The following is a 25,952-nucleotide window of genomic DNA, read 5'->3' on the forward strand; positions in this document are numbered from 1 at the left end:
TCAGGCTTTGGTGGCCGCGTCCTTGTCCTTGTCCTGGCCCTGCGGCTCGGGCGGCGGGGCCGACGGCCCGGGGGGCAGCAGCTCGGTCGTGACGAAGGCGACCACGGCCGCGAGGATCACCACGGGGATGGTCGCGGAGTTTCCGAGCAGCAGCACGACGAGTACCACGCTGCTGACCGGTAGCCGCAAAGCACTGGTCGCGGCTGCCGCCATACCCGCGGCCACCCCGGGTACCACCCCCAGACCGGGCAGCGGCGACAGCAGTACCCCTGCCGCCGCGCCCAGGAACAGAGCGGGAAAGATGGGACCGCCTCGCAGGCTGCCCAGACAGAGCGTGTAGGCGGCGGATTTGAAGAGCAGCACGGCCAGCAGGGCACCGACCCCCCAGGCATGGGGATCGGAGGCCATGGTGGTCAGGGTGGCCTGCCCGGACGAAGCGACGTCTGCCGGTGAGCGGTCGGTGATGACCGCGTACAGGGCCGCGCAGCCCCCGGCAGCCACCGCGCAGACAACCGTCCTGCCCAATGTCTGCGCTGCGACGAATGCCGCGGTCAGCCGTCCTCCGGCGAACACCAGGTGCATCAGCGCGCCGATGGCCACGGCCATCAGGATCGACCACACCACGTCTCCGGTGTCCAGCTGGGAGGGAGGCTCCGGGAGCTTCAGCTTGAGGCTGTCCGTCTTCAGACCGGTCCAGCGTCCGAAGCCGGTGAACACCACGGCTCCCACTCCACTCGACAGCAGAGCGGGGAGCATGACGGCGAACAGCTGCGGGCCGCCCACTCCCACCACCTCTATGAGGAGCACCCCCGCGATGAGCGGATTGCCGAAGATCGCGGCGATGGCGGCCGCGGCGCCGGCGGCGCCCAGCAACGCAGTGTTCATCGGAGTGGCCGGGGCGCGGGCGAGATCCCTGAAAAGCAGCGCCAACCCACCGCCGAGGGCGATCAGTGGTGCTTCCGGTCCGAGGGTCGCGCCGAGCGGGAGGCTTGCCGCCGCCGCGATGATCACTCCGGGCAGTGCAGCCGTCGTGGCTCCTCCGGCGTGCAGACCGGAGGCGGGGATGTGGCCGCCCGCGCCGGGCAGATGGGTGACGACCAGCCCCACGACGACTCCGGCCACCAGGAGAAGCGGCAGTGGCCACCACCACGGCGGGGTGCTCCAGTCCAGAGCCTGCGGCAGATCTGCCCACAGCAGATGCTGGAGTTCGTGCAGGCCGACCAGGAACCAGAAGGCGGCGAGGGAGACCGGAACACCGATCAGTGCGCTGAACGCCAGCGTCTTGAGGTAGCCGGGAGCGCGCAGTATCTCCCGCAGCTGCGCGGCCACCGGTGGCTGCGTCGTGCCGTCGGAGGCTGCCTGCCGATCGCTCGGCTCCGTCATGGATTTCGTCCCTTCCGCCGCTCCAGCGCGAGCTGAACAGCTCCGAAGATGACCCTGGCGATCAGGCCCAACAGGATCAGGTCGGCGACCATCTGCACAGTGGTCAGCACCCGGGTGGTCGGCGACGTGGCCACGATGTCGCCGAAGCCGACGGTGGCGAAGACCGTGACCGTGAAGTACAGCGCGTCGGTACGGCTCAAGGGTTCGGAGAAGGACGACGGCCGCTCTTTGGCGAGGATGTAGTACGTCGCGGAGAACAGCAGCAGGAACAGGGGCACAGCCGTGGCCAGTGCCTCCATGGCGCGCAGCCGCGGATGTTCGGCACGGATGATGGCCACCGTCTGCCAGGTGACCAGAGCCCCGAACGCGAGCAGTCCCACGATCAGCGCCATCACCGTACCGAGGCCCGTCCTCTGGTCCAGCGGAGCCACGTAATACAGCGCGGTGAGCACAGCCACGGCGGCCGTCGAGCGCAGCAGCGGAACGAGCAGGATGCGGCGCCGCTGCCGGTTGCTGAGCGTGCCGCCGTCATCAGCTGTCACGACGGTCTCGGCGGCGCGTCCGCGCCGGTCCGCCCGGCTCCGTCCGGTGAGCCGGCGTCGTCCAGGAACTCACGGAGTGCGAAGGCCGCGAGTACGACGAGCCCGATCCACAGCACCACTGGAGTGGTCGGGTAGGACCAGGTGACGAGGACGAGCACCGCGGCCAGCAGGATGGCTCCGCCGATCCAGCGCTTGTAGCGGTGGACGAAGCGCCCCACCGGGCCGAGCCGCAGTCCGGCCGACTCGGTCGCACCCCGCACGGAGCCGATCCCGTCGGCTCCGGCACGTCGCACGGTGACCGCGGCCCGGGAGGGCCCGATGAGGAAGGCGCCGATGGCGGTCACCAACGCCACAGCGGCCACGGCACGCACGGTGGAGCGCAGGAATCTGACGAGATCGTCGAAGACCGCGGACGCCGCGGGCTGGTACACGCTCGGCGGCAGCCGGTCGAGATAGATGTTCTTGAAGATGGCGAGGCTGACGCCGAGCACCAGCATGGCGAAGGCGATCGAGAGCGCGGCCGCGATGAGGATGCGGCGGCGGTGGGCCGACAGGAACACCGCGGCGGCGGCGATGACCACCGTCACCACCGGCAGCCAGGTACCGAGGATCTGCAGGATGCGCATATATGTCTTGATCTTGCCGAGGTCGTCCGAGGAGAACACGACGAACTCGGTGTGCACCTCGGGGATCTTTGCCGCGGGGGAGAAACCGGCTTTGACCAGTTCGTCCTTGGCCTTGGCGATGATCGGCCCCAGATCGACGGTGACGTCGTTGTTCTTCAAGGAGACCGCGCCGCCGCCCTTACCGGTCAGCGCCTTGTCCAGGGCGGTATGAGCGACCCGGTTGGCGTCGATCCACAGGGTCTCGAACGCGCCGCTGGAGACGACCTTGCGGACCGTGCTGCTGATCAGTTCCTTCAAGCCGCTCTCGATCGGTCCGTCCAGATTGTTGATCAGCTCGGCAGCCTTGGGCGGTACGCCCTTCTGGGCCGCCGCATCGGACAATTGGGCGACCAGGGCCTTCACGTCGATCTGGGCCAGGACCGCGTTGGTGGCCCGGTTGGTGACAGCCGTCTGCACGTCTGGATCCTGCGCCAGTGGGGCGACGGTGGCGACGTAGCGGTCGGTGTCTCCCACGATGCTGTTCACCCATACGGCGACGACCGAGAGGATGGACAGGAGCGCGGCCAGGATGACCAGTACGGCGGAGAGCACCGACCGGACACGGTGTCGCTGCCGCTTTCCGCCCTCCAGTTCCGCTACCCGGCGCCGCAGTTCGTCCAACGATGCCTGATCACCGGAGGGCGGCCGATCACCGGCTTTCGCACGGGACGGTCCTTCGGAGGCTGCGTCGCCCGACCGCCCGCTCGGTGCAGGGGGGACGTCGGGTCCTTGACCGGTACCCGATGGATCCGGCTCGGATGCGTGGGGTGCCATGAAGCGCTCCTGCGTCTGGTCCCGTGGGTATGAGCGGCGGAGCTGTCCGCCGCTCATCCAGGAGAAACGCTCCGGGGGAATCGTGCGACAGGAGGGCCGCCGGACGCAGTCGGCTGCCGGGTGCAGGAGAGGGGGCGTCGGTTCGTGACGGCCCGCCGGGTGTCAGAATTTCTCAGGGCGTGGGGCGACGCAGAGCGCCCAGATGATGAAGACGTTGATGGCGATGAGCACGATGGACCAGAAGGGGTAGTAGGGCAGCCACATGAAGTTCGAGATCATGATGAGGCCCGCCACGGCGACGCCGATGAACCGCGCCCAGATGGCTCCACTGAACAGTGCGAATCCGGCGAGCACGATGAGAATGCCCAGGATCAGGTGGATCCAGCCCCAGCCGGTCAGGTTGAACTTGTACACGTAGTCACGGGTGGCGACGAACACGTCGTCCTTGGCGATGGCGGCGATGCCCTGAAAGATCGCCATGAACCCGCCGAAGACCATCAGGGCCGCGGCGAACATCATCCATCCTGTGGAGAAACCGCTGTGAGAGCTGTGCCCCGCGCTGTCCTGTCGGACGCCTGCATGAGTGCTCATGGTGCGTTTCCTTCGACTAGTACTGCCGACGAGCCGGGGCGGCCCGTACGGCCGAACGCCTTGAATCCAGCCTCCACCTCTCCGGCATGATCCGCACGCGGGAGGGTCGGTTGCCGGGTCGACGACCGCCGGGGCGGGGGCCCGACCGGGCGAAGAAGGTCCGCCCAACGGCCCAATGGGAGACGGGAGAGGGTGCCGCCCCCGCCCGCCGGTGATTGCCTGACGAGCCGGCTCGACGGGTGCTGCGGTCTGCGGGACCGGGGCCACGCACCGAGGAGGCACACCATCGTGAATCCCACCGCCGGCGCAGCACAGGCCGTGCTCAGCGCGCAGCTGCTGAAGGGCCAGAAGGCGCTCGTCACCGGCGCCAATTCCGGTATCGGCAAGGCGACCGCCATCGGACTCGCCCGGGCGGGCGCCGACGTGGGCGTGAACTACGTTGCCGACCGCGACGCCGCCGAGGAGGTCGTCCAGGAGATCAAGAGCCTCGGCGTGCAGGCCGCCGCGTACGAGGCCGACGTCTCCAAGGAGGAGCAAGTCGTCGCCATGGTCGACGGGATGGTCCAGGAGTTCGGCACCATCGACATCCTGGTGGCCAACGCGGGCCTGCAGCGGGACGCCCGGCTCGTCGACATGACACTCGCCCAGTGGCAGAAGGTGCTGGACGTCAATCTCACCGGACAGTTCCTGTGCGCCCGGGAGGTGACGAAGGAGTTTCTGCGCCGTGGCGTCGTCCCCGAAGTGTCCCGCGCGGCCGGAAAGATCATCTGCATGAGCTCGGTCCATCAGCTCATCCCCTGGGCGGGGCACGTCAATTACGCCTCCTCCAAGGGCGGCGTACTGATGATGATGCAGACGCTGGCGCAGGAACTCGCTCCCCAGAAGATCCGGGTGAACGCGGTCGCCCCGGGAGCCATCAGGACGCCGATCAACCAGAGCGCCTGGGAGACGCCCGAGGCCCGGGAGGAACTGCTGAAGCTGATTCCCTACGACCGCATCGGGGACCCCGAGGACATCGCGTACGCCGTCGTCGGCCTCGCCTCCGACCTCATGGACTACGTGGTGGGGAGCACCCTCTATGTGGACGGCGGGATGACTCTCTTCCCCGGCTTCGCCACCGGCGGCTGATCTCTCCCCGCACGCTGCGAACACGTTGGGACTCGCCGGATGCGGCGCGCGGGAGTCGTAGGCTGCGGCTATGTGCGGAATCGTGGGTTACGTCGGCGGACAGTCGGCGCTTGATGTGGTCATCGCGGGCCTCAAACGGCTCGAGTACCGGGGCTACGACTCGGCCGGTGTCGCGGTGCTCGCCGACGGCGGGCTTGCCGCGGCGAAGAAGGCGGGCAAGCTCGTCAATCTGGAGAAGGAACTGGTGATCCGGCCGCTGCCGAGCGGGTCCACCGGTATCGGGCACACCAGGTGGGCCACGCACGGCGGGCCGACCGACGCCAACGCCCATCCCCATCTGGACAACGCCGGGCGCGTCGCCGTCGTACACAACGGGATCATCGAGAACTTCGCGACCCTGCGCGACGAACTGGCCTCGCGCGGGCACGAGCTGGCGTCCGAGACCGACACCGAGGTCGTGGCGCATCTGCTGGCGGAGTCGTTCTCGTCGTGCGGGGATCTGGCGGAGTCGATGCGTCAGGTGTGCCGGCAGTTGCAGGGCGCCTTCACGCTGGTCGCCGTGCACGCGGACGAGCCGGATGTGGTGGTCGGCGCGCGGCGCAACTCCCCGCTGGTGGTGGGTGTCGGGGAGGGCGAGGCCTTCCTCGCCTCGGACGTGGCCGCGTTCATCGCCCATACGCGCTCCGCCATCGAGCTGGGCCAGGACCAGGTGGTGGAGCTGCGCCGGGAGAGCGTGACCGTCACCGACTTCGACGGGTTGCCGGCCGAGGTGCGCTCGTACCACGTGGACTGGGACGCGTCCGCCGCCGAGAAGGGCGGCTACGACTACTTCATGCTCAAGGAGATCGCCGAACAGCCGAAGGCGGTCGCCGACACCCTGCTCGGGCGGATCGACGCGGAGGGCTCCCTCAGCCTCGACGAGGTGCGCATCCCCACGTCGGTGCTGCGGGAGGCCGACAAGATCGTCATTGTGGCCTGCGGCACGGCCTTCCATGCCGGCCTGATCGCCAAGTACGCCATCGAGCACTGGACCCGGATCCCGTGCGAGGTGGAGCTGGCGAGCGAGTTCCGCTATCGGGACCCGATCCTGGACCGGCGGACGCTGGTGATCGCGATCTCCCAGTCGGGCGAGACGATGGACACCCTGATGGCGCTGCGGCATGCCCGCGCGCAGGGCGCGAAGGTGCTGGCCATCTGCAATACGAACGGCTCGACGATCCCGCGCGAGTCGGACGCGGTGCTGTACACGCACGCCGGGCCCGAGGTCGCCGTCGCCTCGACCAAGGCGTTTCTGACCCAGCTGGTGGCCTGCTATCTGGTCGCGCTGTATCTGGGCCAGGTGCGCGGCACCAAGTGGGGCGACGAAATCCAGGCCGTCATCAGGGACTTGGCCCAGATCTCGGGCGAGGTCGAGAAGGTCCTGGAGACGATGGAGCCGGTACGCGAGCTGGCGCGCTCGCTCGCTGAGAAGAACACGGTGCTGTTCCTGGGACGGCACGTGGGCTATCCGGTCGCGCTGGAGGGCGCGTTGAAGCTCAAGGAGCTGGCGTACATGCACGCGGAGGGCTTCGCGGCGGGCGAGCTCAAGCACGGACCGATCGCGCTGATCGAGGACGATCTGCCGGTGGTGGTCGTGGTGCCGTCGCCACGCGGGCGTTCCGTACTGCACGACAAGATCGTCTCCAACATCCAGGAGATCAGGGCGCGAGGAGCGCGGACGATCGTGATCGCGGAGGAGGGGGACGAGACGGTCGTGCCGTACGCGGACCATCTCATCCGCATCCCGGCGACGCCCACCCTGCTCCAGCCGCTGGTCGCGACCGTGCCGTTGCAGGTCTTCGCCTGCGAGCTGGCGACGGCGCGCGGCAACGAGGTCGACCAGCCCCGCAACCTCGCGAAGTCTGTCACCGTCGAATGATCATCGGGGTGGGGATCGACGTCGCAGAGATCGACCGCTTCGCCGCATCGATGCGGCGCACCCCGGCAATGGCCGAACGGATCTTCCTGGAGCGGGAGTTGCTGCTGCCCAGCGGGGAGCAGCGCGGTTATGCCTCCCTCGCGGCGCGGTTCGCCGCGAAGGAGGCGGTCGCCAAGGCGCTCGGCGCGCCCGCCGGGCTGCACTGGACGGACGCGGAGGTGTACGTGGAAAACAGCGGGCAGCCGCGGCTGCGGGTGCGCGGGACGGTGGCCGCGCGGGCGGCCGCGCTCGGCGTGCGGTCGTGGCATGTGTCGCTCAGCCATGATGCGGGGGTGGCGTCGGCCGTGGTGATCGCGGAGGGTTGACCGTATGCGTACCGCTTACAGCGTGGAGACCGTACGGGCCGCCGAGGCCGAGTTGATGGCACGGCTGCCGGAAGGCGCGCTCATGCAGCGGGCCGCCGCCGGGCTTGCCGCCACCTGTGCCGCGCTGCTGGGGCGGGTGTACGGCGCGAGAGTCGTGCTGCTCGTCGGCAGCGGGGACAACGGTGGCGACGCGCTGTACGCGGGGGCGCGGCTGGCCCGGCGCGGGGCCGGGGTCTCGGCGGTGCTCCTGGGGTCGCGCACGCACGAGGGCGGTCTCGCGGCCCTGCTCGGCGCGGGCGGGCGGGTCGCGGACGACCCGTTCGAGGTGCTTGCCGTCGCCGATCTGGTGATGGACGGCGTCACGGGGATCGGCGGGCGCGGCGGGCTGCGGCCGGACGCGGTACCGGTGGCGCGCGCGGCACGTGGGTCCAATGCGGTGGTCGTCGCCGTCGACCTGCCGAGCGGGGTCGAGGCGGACACCGGGGAGGTGCGGGGCGAGGCGCTGCACGCGGACGCCACGGTGACCTTCGGGACGTACAAGCCGGGGCTGCTGATCGATCCGGCGCGCGAGTACGCGGGGACGGTGCGGGTCGTCGGCATCGGCCTGGAGGAACACCTGCCCTCGGTGCCCGACCTGGAGGCACTCCAACACGAGGACGTGGCACGGCTGTTGCCGGTGCCGGCCGCGGAGAGCGACAAGTACCGGCGCGGCGTCGTCGGCGTGGCCGCCGGGTCCGCGCGCTACCCGGGCGCGGCCGTGCTCGCCGTGGCGGGCGCGCTGCGCGGCGGCGCGGGTGCGGTGCGGTACGTCGGGCCCGGTGCCGACGCCGTGATCGCCCGGTTCCCCGAGGCCCTGGTGCACGCGGGGCCGCCGTCGAAAGCGGGACGGGTGCAGGCGTGGGTCGTGGGCCCGGGGCTCGGCGACGGGCTCGATCCCGTACGCGACGTACTGGCCTCCGACGTCCCTGTACTGGTCGACGCGGACGGACTGCGGCTGCTCGACGCGGCGGCGGTACGGGGCCGGAGCGCGCCCACACTGCTGACCCCGCACGCCGGGGAGGCGGCCGCGCTGCTGGGTGTGTCGCGCGAGGAGGTCGAGTCCGCGCGGCTCGCCTCGGTACGCGAACTGGCCGCGCGCTACGGGGCGACGGTGCTGCTCAAGGGCTCGACGACACTGGTCGCCGCGCCGGACGACGGCCGGTCCCCGGTCCGGGTGAACCCGATGGGCACACCCTGGCTGGCGACGGCCGGCAGCGGCGACGTCCTGTCGGGTCTGGCGGGCTCACTGCTCGCCGCGGGCCTGGAGGCGCGGGACGCGGGCTCGGCGGCGGCGTATCTGCACGGCCTGGCGGCGCGTCGCGCGGCGTCGGAGGGAGTGCCGATCACGGCGTACGAGGTGGCCCAGACGCTGCGCTTCGCGTGGCGCGACGTGCAGTCCTGAGTCTCCGCCCGCGGGACGTCCCTCGGGCGTGTCCGGGGCGGGCCCCGCCCGGGGCCTGGGGGCCTGCCCTCAGATCGGGAAGGGGCGGGGTGGGAGACACGCGCGCCTCCGTGAGCAACCGCACAGCCCCTCACTCGTTCAAACCGCGACCTGTTGTACGAACACTGTCGTACCCCTCTGAGACACTGGGCCCGATGAACCAGCCACCGCCTCTCCGAGCCCGCGCCGAGATCGACCTCGCGGCCCTGCGCGCCAATGTGCGCGCGCTGCGCGCCCGCGCGCCTCGGGCTGCCCTGATGGCCGTGGTGAAGTCGGACGCGTACGGACACGGCATGCTGCCCTGCGCCAGGGCCGCGCTCCAGGCCGGAGCGACCTGGCTCGGCACCGCCACTCCCCACGAGGCCCTCGCCCTGCGCGCTGCGGGCATCCAGGAGCGCGTGCTGTGCTGGCTGTGGACCCCTGGGGACCGCTGGGGCGAGGGCATCGAGGCCGATCTCGACATGTCGGTGAGCGGCCTGTGGGCACTCACCGAGGCCACCGCCGCGGCGCGCCGGGCCGGGCGCGCGGCCAGGATCCAGCTCAAGGCCGACACCGGCCTCGGGCGCAACGGCTGCCAGCCCGCCGACTGGCCCGAGCTGGTGACCGCCGCGCTCGCCGCCGAGGCCGAGGGCACGGTCAAGGTCACCGGTCTCTGGTCGCACTTCGCCTGCGCCGACGAGCCGGGCCACCCCTCGATCACCGCCCAGCTTGAGCTGTTCCGCGAGATGGTGGCCTACGCCGAGAAAGAGGGCATCGAGCCCGAGGTCCGGCACATCGCCAACTCCCCGGCGACGCTGACCGTCCCGGAAGCGCACTTCGATCTCGTACGGACCGGCATAGCGATGTACGGCATCTCGCCCAGCCCGGAGCTCGGCACGCCCGCGGACTTCGGGCTGCGGCCCGTGATGACGCTCGCCGCCTCCGTCGCCCTGGTCAAGCACGTCCCGGCGGGCCACGGCGTCAGCTACGGCCATCACTACGTCACACAGGCCGAGACGACGCTCGGCCTCATCCCCCTCGGCTACGCGGACGGCATCCCGCGCCATGCCTCAGGACGCGGACCCGTCCTGGTCGGCGGCGAGTGGCGGCGGGTCGCCGGCCGGGTCGCGATGGACCAGTTCGTGGTGGATCTTGGCGGGCAGAAGATCCAGGAAGGCAGCGAGGCGCTGCTCTTCGGACCGGGCCTGCGGGGTGAGCCGACCGCCGAGGACTGGGCCGAGGCAGCGGGCACCATTGCGTACGAGATCGTCACCCGCATCGGAACAAGGGTTCCGCGCGTCTATCTGAACGAGGACAGCGACGAGTAGGAGCGGCACGGTGAGCGAGACCAGCACGGGGGACGTCGTGGCGGCCGCGGCGACGGCCGCCACGACGGGCAACTGGCGCCGGGCGGGCATGGCCGGTGCCGCGATAGGCGTCATCGCAGCCGGTGCGGCCGCGGGCGTCGCGATCGAGCGGCTCACGGTCGGCCGCGGCATGCGCCAGAAGGCGCGGCTCGCGCTGGACGCTTCGGGGCCGTACGGCTCGTTGCGCGGCATGCCGGGCACGGCGGTCGCCGACGACGGCACCGAGCTCTACTACGAGGTCGACGAGGTGGACCCGGAAGCGGGCGGTCCGCGTCGCCGCAGGCTCTTCGGCCGCAAGGCCCCGGCGCCCGTCACCGTCGTCTTCAGCCACGGCTACTGTCTGAGCCAGGACTCCTGGCACTTCCAGCGCGCCGCCCTGCGCGGTCTGGTGCGCACCGTGCACTGGGACCAGCGCAGCCACGGCCGTTCGGCCAGGGGCGCGTCCCAGTCGGGACCGGACGGCGTACCGGTCTCCATCGACCAGCTGGGCCGCGATCTCAAGGCCGTCATCGACGCGGCCGCGCCCGACGGGCCGCTGGTGCTGGTCGGCCACTCCATGGGCGGGATGACGATGATGGCGCTTGCCGGCCACTTCCCCGAGTTGATAAGGGAGCGGATCGTCGGGGTCGCCTTCGTCGGCACCTCCTGCGGAAAGCTCGGCGAGGTCAATTACGGCCTGCCGGTCGCGGGCGTGAACGCGGTACGCCGGGTGCTGCCCGGGGTGCTCAAGGCGCTCGGCTCGCAGGCCGAGCTGGTCGAGCGGGGCCGCCGCGCGACCGCCGATCTCTTCGCGGGCCTCATCAAGCGGTACTCGTTCTCGTCCAAGGACGTGGACCCGGCGGTGGCGCGGTTCGCGGAACGGCTCATCGAGTCCACCCCGATCGACGTGGTCGCCGAGTTCTACCCGGCCTTCGTCGAGCACGACAAGGCCGAGACCCTTCCTGCCTTCCGCGAGGTGCCGGTGCTCGTGCTGGCGGGTGACAAGGATCTGGTGACGCCGAGCTCGCACAGTGAGGCGATCGCGGACCTGCTGCCGGACTCAGAGCTGGTGATCGTGCCGGACGCCGGGCATCTGGTGATGCTGGAGCACCCAGAGGTCGTCACGGACCGTCTTGCGGACCTGCTGGCCCGGGTCGGCGCGGTGCCGGCACCGGCTAACGTTGGCCCGTATGGAAGCACCGCACAGCCAGGCGGCTGAGTCTGCCGCCCGCCTCCCCGTCGATTCACCCGAGCAGATGCAGGACGTGGGGCGCAGACTCGCGAAACTGCTGCGCCCGGGCGATCTGGTGATGCTCACCGGCGAGCTCGGGGCGGGCAAGACGACGCTGACCCGGGGTCTGGGCGAGGGCCTGGGCGTGCGCGGCGCCGTCACCTCACCCACGTTCGTGATCGCCCGTGTGCACCCCTCGCTGACCGGTGGACCTGCCCTGGTCCATGTGGACGCGTACCGGCTGGGCGGCGGGCTCGACGAGATGGAGGATCTCGATCTCGATGTCTCGCTGCCGGAGTCGGTGGTGGTCGTGGAGTGGGGCGTCGGCAAGGTCGAGGATCTCTCGGACGACCGGCTGCATGTGCTGATCCACCGGGTGGTGGGTGACACCGAGGACGAGCGGCGTGAGGTGACTCTGACGGGGTTCGGCGCGCGCTGGTCCGCGGTCGATCTTGCCCTGCTGGCGGGCTGACGGCCGCGTTTGTGTCCGTTCCGACAAGACGTCGGCAAAATGTTGCGCGGGCGGCACCGGGCGTGGTCACATGGTAGTGAGACCTGGTTAGGTCTGCCTAACCACGCCTGCCCCCGGAGCCTCAGGAGGCGACCATGTCGGCATCCGAGCGCGAATCCCAGCCGCAGCAGCAGCAGCCGGCCGAGCCGGTGACGCCGTCGCCGTCGGCCCTGTCGATGCGCGATCTGCTGGCATCGTGTGCGGCGGCCAGCGCGGTCTCCACTCCGCCGCGCGAGGAACGGCTCCCCGGGGAGCGTGCATCGCGGCGAGACGCCGCGTAGCACGTCCGGGGCGGCGACGCCCTTACCCCGTTCGGGGGTTATCGGACGACGACGATCTTCGTGCCGATGGCAGCGAACTTCCAGATCGCGTCGCCGTCCGCCCGCTTCATCCGTACGCCGCCCGTCTTTCTGTCCGGGTCGGGGCTCGCCATCGACCCGTTCACCGCGGCGCTGAAGCCGATCGACACATCGTCGATGCTCGCGAACCGCACCACATGCTCGACCGGCACTCCGTCGGAGCCGGGAACGGTGCCGGACCGTGAGGTCACCGCGTACGTACCGGGCGCCGGGCCGACCGTCGACGGCATGACCTCGATGGCCCGCTCCGCCTTCCCGTTCGCGCCCACCAGCCAGACCCGCCGCTCGCCGAGTGAATACACGACGCGGACGCCCTTGCCCGACTTCGCGGGCAGCGCCAGTGGGTTCTTGGACTTCTGCCGGGGGCTGCCGGGGGCCTGCGTGGACGGCGCCGCACTGGAGGTCGCGGGCCTGCCGGGCTGATCGGGGGCGCTCGCCGACGCCTGGTATGCGAGGAAACCGACGGCGGCCAGAGCTGCCGCCGTGAGCCCGGCCACGAGTCCCGAGCTGCTCCGTGCCACCACGCCCACCTTTCCCTTGTACGTATCCGTTGGTGACGGTAGCAGCAGCCGTACCCTCCGACGGGGCACCGTGCCCCCGTCGCCGGAGCCGTAGGCTGTTTGCGTGCTCCTGCTCGCCGTTGATACCGCCACGCCCGCCGTCACCGCCGCCCTCCACGACGGCAGCTCCGTCGTCGCCGAGTCGTCCCGCATCGACGCGCGACGGCACGGGGAACTGCTGCTGCCCGCCGTCGACCGCGTCCTCGCCGAGGCCGGGGTGAAACTGGACGCCGTCACCGCCGTGGTGGCCGGCGTCGGCCCCGGTCCGTACACCGGACTGCGGGTCGGCCTGGTGACGGCCGCGACCTTCGGTTCCGCGCTGGGGGTGCCGGTGTACGGGCTGTGCACGCTGGACGGGCTGGCGTACGCCTCCGGCCTCGACGAACCGTTCGTGGTGGCCACGGACGCGCGCCGCAAAGAGGTGTACTGGGCGCGGTACGAATCGGCCCGGGCGCGGGTCGGCGAACCCGCCGTGGACCGGCCGGCCGAGATCGCCGAGCAGGTCGCGGGCCTGCCCGCCGTCGGCGCCGGTGCGCTGCTCTACCCCGAGACCTTCCCGGACGCCCGCGCGCCCGAGCACGTCTCGGCCGGTGCGCTGGCCGCGCTGGCCGCCGAGAAGCTGGCCGCGGGGGACGACTTCCTGCCGCCACTGCCGCTGTATCTGCGTCGGCCCGACGCCCAGGTCCCGAAGAACTACAAGGTGGTCACGCCCAAGTGACCGAAGTACCGACCGCTGTGCTGCGTGAGATGCGCTGGTGGGACCTGGAGCCGGTGCTCGCGCTCGAGCATGCGCTCTTCCCCGAGGACGCCTGGTCGGCCGGGATGTTCTGGTCCGAGCTGGCTCACGCGCGCGGCCCGCGGGCCACCCGCCGCTATGTGGTGGCCGAGGCCGACGGGAAGGTCGTCGGATACGCGGGCCTCGCGGCGGCCGGCGGCCTCGGGGACGTACAGACCATCGCCGTCGCCCGCGAGCAGTGGGGCACGGGACTCGGGTCCCGGCTCCTGGCCGATCTGCTGCAGCACGCCACCGCCTTCGAGTGCGACGAGGTGCTCCTCGAAGTGCGCGTGGACAACACCAGGGCCCAGAAGCTGTACGAGCGCTTCGGCTTCGAGCCCATCGGATTCCGCCGCGGCTACTACCAGCCGGGCAATGTCGACGCCCTCGTCATGCGGCTCCACGTACAAGGAACAGAGACCTAACTGATGGCTGACGAACCGCTCGTACTCGGCATCGAGACCTCCTGCGACGAGACCGGCGTCGGCATCGTCCGGGGCACGACCCTGCTCGCCGACGCCATCGCCTCCAGCGTGGACACGCATGCACGCTTCGGCGGCGTGGTGCCCGAGATCGCCTCGCGCGCGCATCTGGAGGCGATGGTGCCGACCATCGAGCGCGCCCTGAAGCAGGCGGGCGTCTCGGCGCGCGACCTCGACGGCATCGCGGTGACGGCAGGGCCCGGTCTCGCGGGCGCGCTGCTGGTCGGCGTCTCGGCGGCGAAGGCGTACGCGTACGCACTGGGCAAGCCGCTGTACGGCGTGAACCACCTGGCCTCGCACATCTGCGTCGACCAGCTGGAGCACGGCAGACTGCCCGAGCCGACGATGGCGCTGCTGGTGAGCGGCGGCCACTCGTCCCTGCTGCTCGCGCCCGACATCACCTCCGACGTACGGCCCCTGGGCGCGACGATCGACGACGCGGCGGGCGAGGCCTTCGACAAGATCGCGCGGGTGCTCGACCTGGGCTTCCCGGGCGGTCCGGTGATCGACCGGCTGGCGAAGGAGGGCGACCCGGCGGCGATCGCGTTCCCGCGCGGTCTCACCGGCCCGCGCGATGCGGCGTACGACTTCTCCTTCTCGGGGCTCAAGACCTCGGTGGCCCGCTGGATCGAGGCGAAGCGGGCGTCGGGCGAGGAGGTGCCCGTACGGGATGTGGCGGCGTCGTTCCAGGAGGCGGTCGTCGACGTACTGACCCGCAAGGCGGTGCGCGCCTGCCAGGACGAGGGCGTGGACCATTTGATGATCGGCGGCGGAGTGGCCGCGAACTCGCGGCTGCGGGCGCTGGCCGAGGAGCGGTGCGGGCCGGCGGGCATCCGGCTGCGGGTGCCGCGGCCGGGACTGTGCACGGACAACGGCGCGATGGTGGCGGCGCTGGGCGCGGAGATGGTGGCGCGGGGGCGGCCGACGTCCGACCTGGAGCTGTCGGCGGACTCGTCGCTGCCAGTGACGGACACGCATGTGCCGGGCGCCGCGCATAGCCACGACCATGTGCACGAGATCAGCAAGGACAACCTCTACTCATGACGGTCGCGTTGATGTGGGAGGCCCGGGCGGCCCAGGGCCGGGGTGGTGAGCTGCTGGAGTGGGCGCGGGGCCAGGAGCTGGCGCGGCAGCCACTGCGCCGGGAGACGTTCCGCGCGCCGGACGACCGGGTGCTGGTGATCACCTGGTGGGAGGGATCAGACGTGGGCGCGGAGCTGCCGGAACTGCCGGAGCCGACCGCGGACTTGATCACGCGGCCGGCGCACCGCTGGCGCTTCGAGTCGGTTGACATCGGCTGATCGGACCGCACGGGTGGCCGCTGATCGGGCCGTACCAGTGGCCACTGATCCGGCCGTACCAGTGGCCGCTGATCGGGCCGTACCAGTGGCCGCTCCGGAAAAACCTCAGAAGAATCCTGCGAAGGATGTCGATCCGGCCGTCTCCCGTTCGACGCATGAGTGAGAGGCGGGGAACGGCCCCGCTCACCCGACCCGAGGAGCCACCATGCCGCGCTACCTGACCATGGTCCGCGTCAACGAGAACGAGATGCCCGCCGAGGGCCCCAGCCCCGAGCTCATGGAGCGGATGGGCAAGCTGATCGAGGAGATGACCAAGGCGGGGGTCCTGCTCGACACCAATGGGCTGACCCCGAGCTCGCAGGGCACCCGGGTCACCTGGTCCGGCGGGAAGCTGACGGTCACCGACGGGCCCTTCACCGAGAGCAAGGAAGTGGTCGGCGGATACGCCATCCTGCAGGCCAAGGACAAGGCCGAGGTCCTGGAGTGGACCAAGCGGTTCCTGCAGGTCCACGAGGAGCACTGGAACGTCACCTCCGAGATCCGCGAGATCGCCGAGGGCTGAGGGCCCTGCGCTTGCTCGCCCTGCCCACGGCTGTTCTGATGGGTGGCCGTGACGGCAGCAAGCGCGGTTGAAGCGGTATTTCGGATCGAGTACGCGCGGATCATCGCCGGTGTCGCCCGCATCGTGCGCGACGTGGGCATCGCCGAGGAGATCGCGCAGGACGCTCTGGTCGCCGCGCTGGAGCAGTGGCCGGAGTCGGGTGTCCCGGACCGGCCGGGCGCCTGGCTCATGGCCACCGCCAAGCATCGCGCGATCGATCTCGTACGCCGCAAGGAGACCTACGCCCGCAAGCTGGCGGAGGTCGGGCGCGCCCTGGAGGACGTGCCACCGCCCGAGCCGGCCGACACCGAGGACATCGACGACGATCTGCTGCGGCTGATCTTCACCGCCTGCCATCCGGTGCTGTCGACGGACGCACGGATCGCCCTCACACTGAGGCTCCTCGGCGGCCTGACCACCGAGGAGATCGCGCGCGCCTTCCTGGCCACGGAGCCGGCGGTCGCCCAGCGGATCGTCCGCGCCAAACGCGCCCTCGCCAAGGCGGGCGTCCCCTTCGAGGTCCCGTACGGCTCCGAGCGCGCCCAGCGCCTGTCGTCGGTCCTGGAAGTCATCTACCTCGTCTTCAACGAGGGCTACTCGGCGACGGCGGGCGACGACTGGCAGCGCCCGGCGCTCTGCGAGGACGCGCTGCGGCTCGGCCGGGTGCTGGCCGGCCTCATGCCCCAGGAGCCCGAAGTCCACGGCCTGGTCGCACTGCTGGAGATCCAGGCCTCACGCACGGCGGCGCGCACCGGCCCGGACGGCGAGCCGGTGCTGCTCGCCGACCAGAACCGCTCCCGCTGGAACCAAATGCTGATCCGGCGCGGTTTCGCGGCGCTGGCACGGGCGAACGCGACGGCGAGCGGTGCCCCCGGCCCGTACGCCCTCCAGGCCGCGATCGCCGCCTGCCATGCCCAGGCGATGCGCTACGAGGAGACGGACTGGCCGACGATCGCCGTCCTGTACGGACAGCTCGCGGCGCTCACCCCGTCCCCTGTCGTGGAGTTGAACCGCGCGGTCGCGGTCTCGATGGCGGAAGGACCGGAGGCGGGGCTCGCGATGGTGGACGAACTGGCCGCCGAACCCGCCCTGAAGGACTACCACTTGCTGCCGAGCGTGCGCGGGGACCTGCTGGCACGGCTCGGGCGTACGGCGGAGGCGCGGGCGGAGTTCGAGCGGGCGGCATCGCTGACGCGCAACGAGCGGGAGAGGGACCTGCTGTTGGCCCGCGCCTCCGAGTGCGCCCCGGACGGTCGATAGGGTCGGACACATGTCCAGCCGCACTCTGCCCCCGCCCCCGCCGCCTGTGGAAATACGCTGCTGGCCCGACCGCGAGGCGCTGCTCGCCGACCGGGCGAAGGCGATGGAGGAACTGCACCGGCTGAGCATCGGGGTGTCGCGGCTGCTGCTGCTGTGGCTGACGGCGTTCGGCCTGGCGGTGGGATGGGGCCTGGCCGGCGCGGCGCTGAAGACCTTCGAGGAGAGCGTCGACATGTTCAGCGCCCTGTTCGGAGTGATCTTCGCGTGCCTGGCCGCCGGGTTCCTGATCCCGACCGGCATTGTGATCGGACTTGGCGTCCGCCGCGACAAGACCGTCCGTGAACGGCTCACCCAGTGGTCCTCGCTGGACCGCGACCCGACGAGCGACGCCCGCTTCCGCTCGCCCGGAGTGAGCCTGTGCTGGTTCGTGCCGTCGTTCCTGCTGTGCGCGCTGGGACTCTGGCTCTCTTTCGCGACCCCGGCGACGGCGGAGCGCGGCCAGGAGACGTACGCCGACGTCACGATGCTGATGGGCCTTGGGTTCATCCTCTGGCTGACGGGGCTGCTCGGCATCGCGAAGGCGGTGAGCCACTACCGGTGGGCGGTACGGCTGCTGACGGCCGTGCCGCTGCCGGCGGGCCGCGGGGGCACGCACCGCTGAGGCGGAACCGTGTAGGGGGATGGGGACCCGGCTTACGCGGGCCGACCGATCAGCATCGTCGGCGCCCCCGCCACCCGGGTGAGAAAGACCGTCGCCGCATTCGGGCCCTGCGGCTTCACCTTGCGGCGCAGTTCCTCCGGCTCCACTGCCGAGCCGCGCTTCTTCACCGTCAGTACGCCGACCTCCCGCTCCCGCAGCAGCGCCTTCAACTTCTTCAGATTGAAGGGGAGTTCATCGGTGATCTCGTACGCCGTCGCGAACGGCGTCGGGCGCAGCTCGTCCGCCGTGATGTACGCGATTGTCTCGTCGACCAGCCCGCCCTCCAGTTCCTCCGCGACCTCGGCGACCAGATGCGCGCGGATGACCGCGCCGCCGGGCTCGTACAGGAAACGCCCCACCTTCCGCACCGCCGGATCGGGCAGCCCGCGGCCGGTGAGCGCGCGCGGGCCGGGGAGCAGGGTGGCCCGTACCGTGCGGGGAGCCGTGCCGAACCAGAGCACGGCCTCCTTCACATCGCCGTGGTCGGAGATCCACTCCGCCTCGGCGTCCTCGGGGACGGCCTCGTGCGGGATGCCGGGGGCGATCTTGAGTGCCGCGTGCGGGCGGGTGCGGGCCGCGTCGATCGCCCAGGACAGGGGCGGGGAGTACGCCTCCGGGTCGAAGATCCGGCCGCGTCCTCCCCTGCGGGCCGGGTCGACGAAGACCGCGTCGTACGAGGCCGTGTCGATGTCGGTGACATCCGCGCACCGGACCTCGATCAGCTCCGCGAGACCCAGCGCCTCGGCGTTCGCGCGCACGGTCTCGGCCGTCAGCGGGTCCCGGTCCACCGCCAGGACCGAGATGCCGGCCCGGGCCAGCGCGATCGCGTCGCCGCCGATGCCACTGCACAGGTCCGCCACGTTCCGTACGCCGAGGGCGGCGAAGCGCTCGGCGCGGTACGAGGCGACGGAGCGGCGGGTCGCCTGCTCGACGCCGTTCGGCGTGAAGTACATCCGGCCCGCGTCCTCGGGCCCGAACTTGGCGGCCGCCCGCTGTCGCAGCCGCGCCTGCCCGAGCGCCGCCGAGACCAGTTCCGCCGGGTGCTCGCGGCGCAGCCGGGTGGCGACGGCCAGTTCCTCGGACGGGTTGTAGTCGGCCAGGGAGTCCAGCAGCGCCCGCCCCTCCTCGGTGAGCAGAGCGGCGAAGGAGGCAAGGGGATCGAGGTCGTTCACCCGGCCCATTGTGGGCCAGCCGGGGGATGGTGCGCCCGCGGCGGCGGTGTCGGCCGGGCCGTACGGACCCGTGCTGACAGGATGCGGCGCCATGCAGCTAGTACGACAAAAGTCAAAAAGTACTCTGAATGGGGCGCGAGTCGGCAGGGCCCGTGCCGTCCTGGCCGTGCTCCTGGTCGCTGCCCTCGCCGCCGCCTGCGCCGCCGAGTCCCCGGACGCCGGCAGGGGCGCGGAACCTGCCCCGGGTCAGCAGCCGAAGCAGCCGCCAGGACCGGCCGGCGCGCTCTCCGCGTACGTGGCGAAGGTGAAGCATGCCCAGGCGGCACGGGCGCTCGCCGCCAAGAAGTGGGGCCTGGCCAAGACCCCGCTGGCCGCCCCCCAGCCGCCCGCCGAGAAGCCGAAGATCACCACCCGCAAGGGCTTCGAGGTGGAGGGTGGCGAGTCCCTGCCACCGGTCTTCACCACGGTGCCGGTCAAGGAGAAGATTGTTTTCCTGACGATCGACGACGGTGCGGAGAAGGACCCCGCCCTGCTCCGGATGATGAACGATCTCCAGATCCCGTACAGCGCCTTCCTCAGCGACTACTTGATCGACGACAACTACGACTACTTCAAACAGATGCAGGACCACGGCGTCGCCCTGCAGAACCACACCCTCAACCACCGATACCTGCCCGGCCTTTCGTACACCCAGCAGAAGAGGGAGATCTGCGGTCAGGAGGCCAAGCTCGAGAAGCGGTACGGAAAGCGGCCCCCGCTCTTCCGCCCGCCGTACGGCAACTACAACCGGGACACGCTGCGCGTCGCCCGGTCGTGTGGTGTGAAGGCCGTGCCTCTGTGGGCCGCCGAGGCATTTCCCGATCACATGGAGTGGCGGGAGTGGGACCGGGACCTGCACCCCGGCGACATCATCCTCACGCACTTCCGTGGCCGCCATGACTGGAAGGGCACCATGCCCGACATGATCCGGCGGGTGATGAAGACGGTCACCGACAAGGGCTACGCCGTGGCGAGGCTGGAGGACTACGTATGACAGGGGCGCACCGGCTGCTGGCCGGGCTGCTGGCGGCCGGTGCGCTGCTCACCGCGGGGTGCGCTCAGTCGGTGGACCCGATCGAGCGCCTCGGGCGCAAGGCCGCGCAGAGGGTCACCCCCGGCGCGGGCCCGCCCGGCTCGGCGGTGCACAAGCGGTGGGGGCTGGCCGGACCGCTCGCCGCCGCGCCGAAGCCGCCTGCGCACCGGCTCTCTACGGCGTATGTGGTGGACCGGGTGCGCACCCCCGACAAGGTCGTCTTCCTCACCTTCGACGAGGGCGCGGCGCACGACCCGCAGTTCGTCCGGATGACCGCCGAGCTGAAGTTGCCGGTCAGCATGTTCCGTTCGAGCGCCCGCTCCGACCTGAGCACCCTCTCGTACGAGAGGCAGCGCGCCGAGATCTGCGGGCAGCGGGAGCGTCATCTGTTCCGCCCGCCGCACGCGACCTACAACGGGGACACCTTGCGGGCGGCGGCCGACTGCGGGATCCGTGCGGTGGTGCTGGCCAGGGAGTACGCGGAGGGCGAACGGCTCCACCCCGGCGACATCGTGCGGGCGGAGACGAGGACCACGGCGCGGCTGCTGCGCCGCATCCAGGAGCAGGGGTACGCGGTGGCCCGCCTGGAGGACTACGTCTGAGAAGGCTGGCCAGGCGCCGGGCGGGACTACGCCGGACGGGGGTTCCACGGGGCGGGGCCGGCTCCCGTCCGCGCCGTGCCTCAGGGGCTGCTGAAGCCGCCGCGCGGCAGATCAATTGGCACTCCGCTTGACCGAGTGCTAATCCCGGTCATAGTCTCAGTTCTGGCACTCCCCACCGGAGAGTGCCAACACAGCGACGGGCAGGTCCGGCACCCGCGACGACGGATCCACCTGGTCGCCACCTCAGACAGTTAACCCCGTGAGATCTCCGAAGGGGGAGGTCGGATCGTGACGACCGCCAGCTCCAAGGTTGCCATCAAGCCGCTCGAGGACCGCATTGTGGTCCAGCCGCTCGACGCCGAGCAGACCACGGCCTCTGGCCTGGTCATTCCGGACACCGCCAAGGAGAAGCCCCAGGAGGGCGTCGTCCTGGCCGTGGGCCCGGGCCGCTTCGAGAACGGCGAGCGTCTTCCGCTCGACGTGAAGACCGGCGACATCGTGCTGTACAGCAAGTACGGCGGCACCGAGGTGAAGTACAACGGCGAGGAGTACCTCGTCCTCTCGGCTCGCGACGTGCTCGCGATCATCGAGAAGTAATTCACCAGAATTTGCTGTGAACTGCGCCCCTGGCCCCCGCTGCTGTGTTCATTCACGTGTGCCGGGTGGTCAGGGGCGCAGTTCATTTTGAGAGGACTGATTCAGCTCCATGGCGAAGATCCTGAAGTTCGACGAGGACGCCCGTCGCGCCCTCGAGCGTGGCGTCAACAAGCTTGCCGACACCGTCAAGGTGACGATCGGCCCCCGCGGCCGCAATGTCGTCATCGACAAGAAGTTCGGCGCACCCACCATCACCAACGACGGCGTGACCATCGCCCGTGAGGTCGAGGTCGAGGACCCGTACGAGAACCTCGGCGCCCAGCTGGTGAAGGAGGTGGCGACCAAGACCAACGACATCGCGGGTGACGGCACCACCACCGCCACCGTGCTGGCCCAGGCGCTCGTCCGCGAGGGCCTGCGCAACGTCGCCGCCGGCGCGTCCCCGGCCGCCCTGAAGAAGGGCATCGACGCCGCGGTCGCGGCCGTGTCCGAGGAGCTCCTCGCGACCGCCCGCCCGATCGACGACAAGGCCGACATTGCTGCCGTCGCCGCGCTCTCCGCGCAGGACCAGCAGGTCGGCGAGCTGATCGCCGAGGCCATGGACAAGGTCGGCAAGGACGGTGTCATCACCGTCGAGGAGTCCAACACCTTCGGTCTGGAGCTCGACTTCACCGAGGGCATGGCCTTCGACAAGGGCTACCTGTCGCCGTACATGGTGACCGACCAGGAGCGGATGGAGGCCGTCCTCGACGAGCCGTACATCCTCATCCACCAGGGCAAGATCTCTTCGATCCAGGACCTGCTGCCGCTGCTCGAGAAGGTCATCCAGGCGGGCAGCTCCAAGCCGCTGCTGATCATCGCCGAGGACGTCGAGGGCGAGGCCCTCTCCACCCTCGTGGTCAACAAGATCCGCGGCACCTTCAACGCGGTCGCGGTCAAGGCCCCGGGCTTCGGCGACCGCCGCAAGGCGATGCTGCAGGACATTGCCACCCTCACCGGTGCCACCGTGGTGGCCGAGGAGGTCGGCCTCAAGCTCGACCAGGCCGGTCTGGACGTGCTGGGCACCGCCCGCCGCGTCACCATCTCCAAGGACGACACGACCATCGTCGACGGTGGCGGCAGCCACGAGGACGTCGTCGGCCGTGTCAACCAGATCAAGGCCGAGATCGAGTCCACGGACTCCGACTGGGACCGCGAGAAGCTCCAGGAGCGCCTCGCGAAGCTGGCCGGCGGCGTGTGCGTGATCAAGGTCGGCGCCGCCACCGAGGTGGAGCTGAAGGAGAAGAAGCACCGTCTGGAGGACGCCATCTCCGCGACCCGCGCCGCGGTCGAGGAGGGCATCGTCTCCGGTGGTGGCTCCGCGCTGGTCCACGCCGCCAAGGTGCTCGAGGGCAACCTCGGCAAGGAGGGCGACGAGGCCACCGGTGTCGCGGTCGTCCGCCGCGCCGTCGTCGAGCCGCTGCGCTGGATCGCCGAGAACGCCGGCCTCGAGGGCTACGTCATCACCGCCAAGGTGGCGGAGCTGGACAAGGGCCAGGGCTTCAACGCCGCGACCGGCGAGTACGGCGACCTGGTGAAGGCCGGCGTCATCGACCCGGTCAAGGTCACGCGCTCCGCCCTGGAGAACGCCGCGTCCATCGCCTCGCTGCTGCTCACGACCGAGACCCTGGTCGTCGAGAAGCCGGCCGAGGAGGAGGCCGACGCGGGCCACGGCCACGGTCACGGTCACAGCCACTGACACGGTCACGGACGCCGTCACCGACGACGTCGCAGGACGTGTGAAGGCCCCTGTTCCCGCGCGCTGCGGGAACGGGGGCCTTCAGCGTTTTGGCGCTGGTCCGTTGTGCTAGCCCATCGCGCCGAGCTGCTTCATGAGGCCGATGGCGTCGAAGTGCCACCAGCCTTCCTGGATCTTCCCGTCCTCGAAGTGGAAGATCGTGGTGCCGGTCATGGTGCACTGCTTGCCGGTGGGGGCGATGCCCATGAAGTCGCCCTTGTGCCGGCCCGTCCAGGTCCACAACGTCACGACGTCGTCACCCTCGGAGATCTGCCTGTCAAGATCGAAGGTGAAGTCGAAGGCGTTGCGATAGCCGGTGACATCGCTGCGAATATTGTCGATCCCTACGACGGTGTCCTCCTCCTTCATGATGTCGTGGTCGCGGTAGTCGGCCGCGAACACCTCCTCCAAGGCGTCGAGATTGCCTCCGGCGGCTATCTCGTGGAAGAAGCGGCGGGCGGTCGCCGTGTTCAGCTGCTCCTCGCGAACCACGTCGAGGTCGGTGAACGAGGGCATCCCGTCGCAGAGCGCCACCATGTCCTGGAAGATCCGGTCGGTCTCCGGAAGGTGGGAGTTCTTCATCGCCTCTTCGTACGAGGGGAATTCGACGATCTCGACATAGTGGGAGCCGTCGGACCGGTCCTTACCGGTGACGGTGTGTGTGGCGGTCCGCTTGCCCTTGGTCTGCTCGACCCACTTGTCCATGAGCTTGTCCACGCTGTCGTACTGCGCGGTCTTGTAGTCGACTATCTGTACGAATTTCATGGCGCCTCCCGGAGGGGTGGGGGATACGTCCATTTTAGTGATGAATACCGTTTTTACGCGGTCTGGGTATGTGCGGCGTCCCCTCCACTCCGCGGCGGGCGGGACCGGAGTTCAGGCCGGGCCGGGCGGCGCGCTGTCGCCCTAGGCGGACTGGTGCCGCGTTGCCGCCAGGACCGGGTCCATGAAGGGCAGCCCCTTCGCGTACCGCTCCAGTTCGTCGAGGGTCCGGTCCGCCATCCGGTGCAGTTCATTGCCGAGCGAGCCCGCGATGTGCGGGGTCAGCAGGACATTGGGGAGGCTGTACAACGGCGAGTCGGCGGGCGGGACTTCGGGGTCGGTGACGTCGAGTACGGCGTGCAGCCGGCCCGATGTCAGCTCCGGCAGCAGCGCTTCCCCGTCGATCAGCGAGCCACGCGAGGTGTTGATCAAGGTCCCCCCGTCCGGCATCAGCGCCAGTCGGCGGCCGTCGATCATATGGCGCGTTGTCGCCAGCTGCGGAGCGTGGACCGTGACGATGTGGCTGCGGCTGCAGAGCTCGTCAAGACCGGTGAGAACCGCGCCGAGTCCGGCCGCATCGGCGGGGGTGACGTACGGGTCGTACAGCAGTACCTCGAAATCGAACGGCCGCAACAGCTCAATGACGCGGCGGCCGATCCGCGACGCGCCGACGATTCCTGCCGTACGGCGGTAGTTGCCGGCGTCGGCGAGCTCCCGGCTCCAGTCGTGGCCCGTGCGCAGCCGGCCGTAGCGCTGTGCCGAGCGCAGCACCTGCTTGCCCGCGAAGAGGATCGCCGCGAGCGTGTACTCGGCCACGGGCAGGGCGTTGACGGCGGCGGCCGAGGTCACGGCGATGCCGCGCTCCCAGCACGCCTCGGTGATGTGATGCCTGACGGAGCCCGCGGCATGCACCACCGCCCGCAATCCGGGAGCGGCATCAAGGACTTCGGCGGTGAGCGGGGGAGCACCCCAGCAGGTCAGCAGTACGTCGGCGGCGGCGAGGGCGGCGGCGACTTCGGGCGTCGGGGCCGCCAGGTCGTGGGCGATCAGCTGCGGGTCGGTGCGGGCGAGCGCGGTCAGCCGGGTGCGGTGCCGGTCGGCGAACAGCCGCTCGGCGATGCCCGGGCCCATGGCGAGCAGGACCGTGGGGCGGTTGTCCGTGGCGGGATGCATGCTGGAACCCGTACTCCTCATATGTCGCTTGAGGTCCAACTGATCACGGGAACGCCCGAAGACATTTCCTACTGAGGCCCGTATTTACGACCGGCCTTCGAGCTGACTCCGCCCAGCAGCCCCCGCGGCGCCAGTTTCACCACGCTCATGAGCACCTTGTACCGCGGGTCCGGGATCGACAGAGTCTTTCCGCGTGCCAGGTCGGACAACGCTGTCGAAACCAGCTTGTCCGCGTCCAGCCACATCCACCCCGGGATGTTCTCCGTGCCCATCCCGGCCCGCTCATGGAACTCGGTGCGTACGAAGCCGGGGCAGAGCGCCATCAGCCGCACCCCCGACCCCGCCAGATCCCGCGCGGCTCCCTGTGTGAACTGCACGACCCACGCCTTCGACGCGCCGTACGTCCCGCGCGGCACGAACGCGGCCACCGACGCCACATTCACCACACCGCCCCGGCCGCGCTCGCGCATCGCCCCGGCCGCCGCCGAGGTGAGCCGCAGCACCGCCTCGCAATGCACCTTCAGCATCGTCAGCTCGTCGGCCATGGACACTTCCAGCAAGCGCCCCTTGTTCCCGAACCCGGCGTTGTTGACCAGCAGATCCACCGCGTTCTTGCGGTCGGCGAGCCGCCGCTCGACCGCCTCGATCCCGTCGTCCCGGGAGAGGTCGGCGGTCAGCACCTCCGCCTCGATGCCGTGCCGGTCGTGCAGCTCGGTGGCCTGCTCCTGCAGCCGCTTGGTGTCGCGGGCCACGAGCACCAGGTTGTGTCCCTCGGCCGCGAGCCGCCGCGCGAACGCGGCACCGATCCCCGCGGTCGCTCCCGTAATCAGTGCAGTCGTCATAGGC

28 protein-coding genes are annotated in these 25,952 nt (G+C 70.4%); 19 read left to right on the plus strand and 9 right to left on the minus strand.

The genetic code is table 11. The annotated features are described in order from the left end of the window. The 4 genes from ACQEVG_RS23375 to ACQEVG_RS23390 all read right to left on the minus strand — a co-directional run bounded on the left by ACQEVG_RS23375 (position 1) and on the right by ACQEVG_RS23390 (position 3,955). Positions 1-1,383 (minus strand): chloride channel protein, encoded by a 1,383-nt coding sequence (locus ACQEVG_RS23375; protein ID WP_432987052.1) that lies wholly within the window; start codon positions 1,381-1,383, stop codon positions 1-3. Next, complete coding sequence (locus ACQEVG_RS23380; RefSeq protein WP_432987054.1) at positions 1,380-1,925, minus strand: potassium channel family protein; 546 nt, start codon at positions 1,923-1,925, stop codon at positions 1,380-1,382. The genes ACQEVG_RS23375 and ACQEVG_RS23380 overlap by 4 nt, the downstream gene beginning before the upstream one ends. Continuing rightward, positions 1,922-3,211 (minus strand): hypothetical protein, encoded by a 1,290-nt coding sequence (locus tag ACQEVG_RS23385; protein ID WP_432987056.1) that lies wholly within the window; start codon positions 3,209-3,211, stop codon positions 1,922-1,924. Before ACQEVG_RS23385 ends, ACQEVG_RS23380 begins: the two co-directional genes overlap by 4 nt. A gap of 315 nt (positions 3,212-3,526) precedes the next feature. Then, entirely contained in the window at positions 3,527-3,955 is a 429-nt protein-coding gene (locus ACQEVG_RS23390; protein ID WP_432987058.1) for a DUF7144 family membrane protein, read from the minus strand. A 288-nt stretch (positions 3,956-4,243) separates the two neighbouring features. Between ACQEVG_RS23390 and ACQEVG_RS23395 the strand changes: the two genes are divergently transcribed. From ACQEVG_RS23395 to ACQEVG_RS23430, 8 genes are all read left to right on the plus strand, one after another. After that, complete coding sequence (locus ACQEVG_RS23395) at positions 4,244-5,083, plus strand: SDR family oxidoreductase (RefSeq protein ID WP_432987060.1); 840 nt, start codon at positions 4,244-4,246, stop codon at positions 5,081-5,083. Between the two features lie 70 nt (positions 5,084-5,153). Next, positions 5,154-7,001, plus strand: coding sequence for a glutamine--fructose-6-phosphate transaminase (isomerizing) (gene glmS, locus ACQEVG_RS23400; protein ID WP_432987062.1), 1,848 nt, complete (start codon positions 5,154-5,156; stop codon positions 6,999-7,001). Beyond that, positions 6,998-7,366 carry a holo-ACP synthase gene (locus tag ACQEVG_RS23405; RefSeq protein ID WP_432987064.1) on the plus strand — a complete coding sequence of 123 codons (369 nt, stop codon included), beginning with the start codon at positions 6,998-7,000 and terminating at the stop codon, positions 7,364-7,366. Before glmS ends, ACQEVG_RS23405 begins: the two co-directional genes overlap by 4 nt. Before the next feature lie 4 nt (positions 7,367-7,370). Beyond that, positions 7,371-8,807, plus strand: a complete 1,437-nt coding sequence (locus ACQEVG_RS23410; RefSeq protein ID WP_432987066.1) for an NAD(P)H-hydrate dehydratase — start codon at positions 7,371-7,373, stop codon at positions 8,805-8,807. Between the two features lie 194 nt (positions 8,808-9,001). Next, positions 9,002-10,153 (plus strand): alanine racemase, encoded by a 1,152-nt coding sequence (gene alr, locus ACQEVG_RS23415; RefSeq protein WP_432987068.1) that lies wholly within the window; start codon positions 9,002-9,004, stop codon positions 10,151-10,153. A gap of 10 nt (positions 10,154-10,163) precedes the next feature. Beyond that, the gene (locus tag ACQEVG_RS23420; RefSeq protein WP_432987070.1) at positions 10,164-11,390 is read left to right on the plus strand and encodes an alpha/beta fold hydrolase; all 1,227 of its coding nucleotides are present in this window, start codon (positions 10,164-10,166) and stop codon (positions 11,388-11,390) included. Beyond that, on the plus strand, positions 11,362-11,874 hold the full coding sequence (gene tsaE / locus ACQEVG_RS23425; RefSeq protein ID WP_432987072.1) for a tRNA (adenosine(37)-N6)-threonylcarbamoyltransferase complex ATPase subunit type 1 TsaE: 513 nt from the start codon (positions 11,362-11,364) through the stop codon (positions 11,872-11,874). The genes ACQEVG_RS23420 and tsaE overlap by 29 nt, the downstream gene beginning before the upstream one ends. Before the next feature lie 134 nt (positions 11,875-12,008). Then, on the plus strand, positions 12,009-12,194 hold the full coding sequence (locus ACQEVG_RS23430; protein ID WP_432987074.1) for a hypothetical protein: 186 nt from the start codon (positions 12,009-12,011) through the stop codon (positions 12,192-12,194). A gap of 38 nt (positions 12,195-12,232) precedes the next feature. Here ACQEVG_RS23430 and ACQEVG_RS23435 read toward each other — a convergent pair whose 3' ends face one another. Beyond that, on the minus strand, positions 12,233-12,793 hold the full coding sequence (locus ACQEVG_RS23435) for a L,D-transpeptidase (RefSeq protein WP_432987076.1): 561 nt from the start codon (positions 12,791-12,793) through the stop codon (positions 12,233-12,235). Between the two features lie 103 nt (positions 12,794-12,896). On the opposite strand from ACQEVG_RS23435, the gene tsaB reads away from it, so the two are divergent. From tsaB to ACQEVG_RS23470, 7 genes are all read left to right on the plus strand, one after another. Continuing rightward, positions 12,897-13,550 (plus strand): tRNA (adenosine(37)-N6)-threonylcarbamoyltransferase complex dimerization subunit type 1 TsaB, encoded by a 654-nt coding sequence (gene tsaB, locus ACQEVG_RS23440; RefSeq protein WP_432987078.1) that lies wholly within the window; start codon positions 12,897-12,899, stop codon positions 13,548-13,550. A gap of 29 nt (positions 13,551-13,579) precedes the next feature. Continuing rightward, on the plus strand, positions 13,580-14,032 hold the full coding sequence (gene rimI / locus ACQEVG_RS23445; protein WP_432992829.1) for a ribosomal protein S18-alanine N-acetyltransferase: 453 nt from the start codon (positions 13,580-13,582) through the stop codon (positions 14,030-14,032). 3 nt (positions 14,033-14,035) lie between these two features. After that, positions 14,036-15,133, plus strand: coding sequence for a tRNA (adenosine(37)-N6)-threonylcarbamoyltransferase complex transferase subunit TsaD (tsaD, locus tag ACQEVG_RS23450; RefSeq protein ID WP_432987080.1), 1,098 nt, complete (start codon positions 14,036-14,038; stop codon positions 15,131-15,133). Continuing rightward, positions 15,130-15,390 (plus strand): hypothetical protein, encoded by a 261-nt coding sequence (locus ACQEVG_RS23455; protein ID WP_432987082.1) that lies wholly within the window; start codon positions 15,130-15,132, stop codon positions 15,388-15,390. The genes tsaD and ACQEVG_RS23455 overlap by 4 nt, the downstream gene beginning before the upstream one ends. Positions 15,391-15,595: 205 nt before the next feature. Further along, positions 15,596-15,952 carry a YciI family protein gene (locus tag ACQEVG_RS23460; RefSeq protein WP_432987084.1) on the plus strand — a complete coding sequence of 119 codons (357 nt, stop codon included), beginning with the start codon at positions 15,596-15,598 and terminating at the stop codon, positions 15,950-15,952. 48 nt (positions 15,953-16,000) lie between these two features. Further along, a complete protein-coding gene (locus ACQEVG_RS23465; RefSeq protein WP_432987086.1) occupies positions 16,001-17,251 on the plus strand; it encodes an RNA polymerase sigma factor in 1,251 nt (416 codons plus the stop codon). A gap of 10 nt (positions 17,252-17,261) precedes the next feature. Further along, positions 17,262-17,912 (plus strand): hypothetical protein, encoded by a 651-nt coding sequence (locus tag ACQEVG_RS23470; protein WP_432987088.1) that lies wholly within the window; start codon positions 17,262-17,264, stop codon positions 17,910-17,912. A 32-nt stretch (positions 17,913-17,944) separates the two neighbouring features. On the opposite strand, the gene ACQEVG_RS23475 is transcribed toward ACQEVG_RS23470, so the two are convergent. Further along, the gene (locus ACQEVG_RS23475; RefSeq protein ID WP_432992832.1) at positions 17,945-19,132 is read right to left on the minus strand and encodes a class I SAM-dependent methyltransferase; all 1,188 of its coding nucleotides are present in this window, start codon (positions 19,130-19,132) and stop codon (positions 17,945-17,947) included. An 82-nt stretch (positions 19,133-19,214) separates the two neighbouring features. Here ACQEVG_RS23475 and ACQEVG_RS23480 point away from each other — a divergent pair, with 82 nt between their 5' ends. From ACQEVG_RS23480 to groL, 4 genes are all read left to right on the plus strand, one after another. Then, positions 19,215-20,156, plus strand: coding sequence for a polysaccharide deacetylase family protein (locus ACQEVG_RS23480; protein ID WP_432987090.1), 942 nt, complete (start codon positions 19,215-19,217; stop codon positions 20,154-20,156). After that, entirely contained in the window at positions 20,153-20,797 is a 645-nt protein-coding gene (locus ACQEVG_RS23485; protein ID WP_432987092.1) for a hypothetical protein, read from the plus strand. The genes ACQEVG_RS23480 and ACQEVG_RS23485 overlap by 4 nt, the downstream gene beginning before the upstream one ends. A gap of 288 nt (positions 20,798-21,085) precedes the next feature. Continuing rightward, positions 21,086-21,394, plus strand: coding sequence for a co-chaperone GroES (gene groES / locus ACQEVG_RS23490; protein WP_055493212.1), 309 nt, complete (start codon positions 21,086-21,088; stop codon positions 21,392-21,394). Between the two features lie 109 nt (positions 21,395-21,503). Then, the gene (gene groL / locus ACQEVG_RS23495) at positions 21,504-23,132 is read left to right on the plus strand and encodes a chaperonin GroEL (RefSeq protein WP_432987094.1); all 1,629 of its coding nucleotides are present in this window, start codon (positions 21,504-21,506) and stop codon (positions 23,130-23,132) included. Between the two features lie 108 nt (positions 23,133-23,240). Here groL and ACQEVG_RS23500 read toward each other — a convergent pair whose 3' ends face one another. The 3 genes from ACQEVG_RS23500 to ACQEVG_RS23510 form a co-directional block, all read right to left on the minus strand. Then, positions 23,241-23,936 (minus strand): ester cyclase, encoded by a 696-nt coding sequence (locus tag ACQEVG_RS23500; protein ID WP_432987096.1) that lies wholly within the window; start codon positions 23,934-23,936, stop codon positions 23,241-23,243. A 141-nt stretch (positions 23,937-24,077) separates the two neighbouring features. Next, positions 24,078-25,106 (minus strand): hydroxyacid dehydrogenase, encoded by a 1,029-nt coding sequence (locus ACQEVG_RS23505; protein WP_432987098.1) that lies wholly within the window; start codon positions 25,104-25,106, stop codon positions 24,078-24,080. A 68-nt stretch (positions 25,107-25,174) separates the two neighbouring features. After that, complete coding sequence (locus ACQEVG_RS23510; RefSeq protein ID WP_432987100.1) at positions 25,175-25,948, minus strand: SDR family NAD(P)-dependent oxidoreductase; 774 nt, start codon at positions 25,946-25,948, stop codon at positions 25,175-25,177. Between the last annotated feature and the right edge of the window lie 4 nt (positions 25,949-25,952).

The organism is Streptomyces sp. CA-135486 (genome assembly GCF_050936555.1).
Lineage (GTDB): Bacteria > Actinomycetota > Actinomycetes > Streptomycetales > Streptomycetaceae > Streptomyces.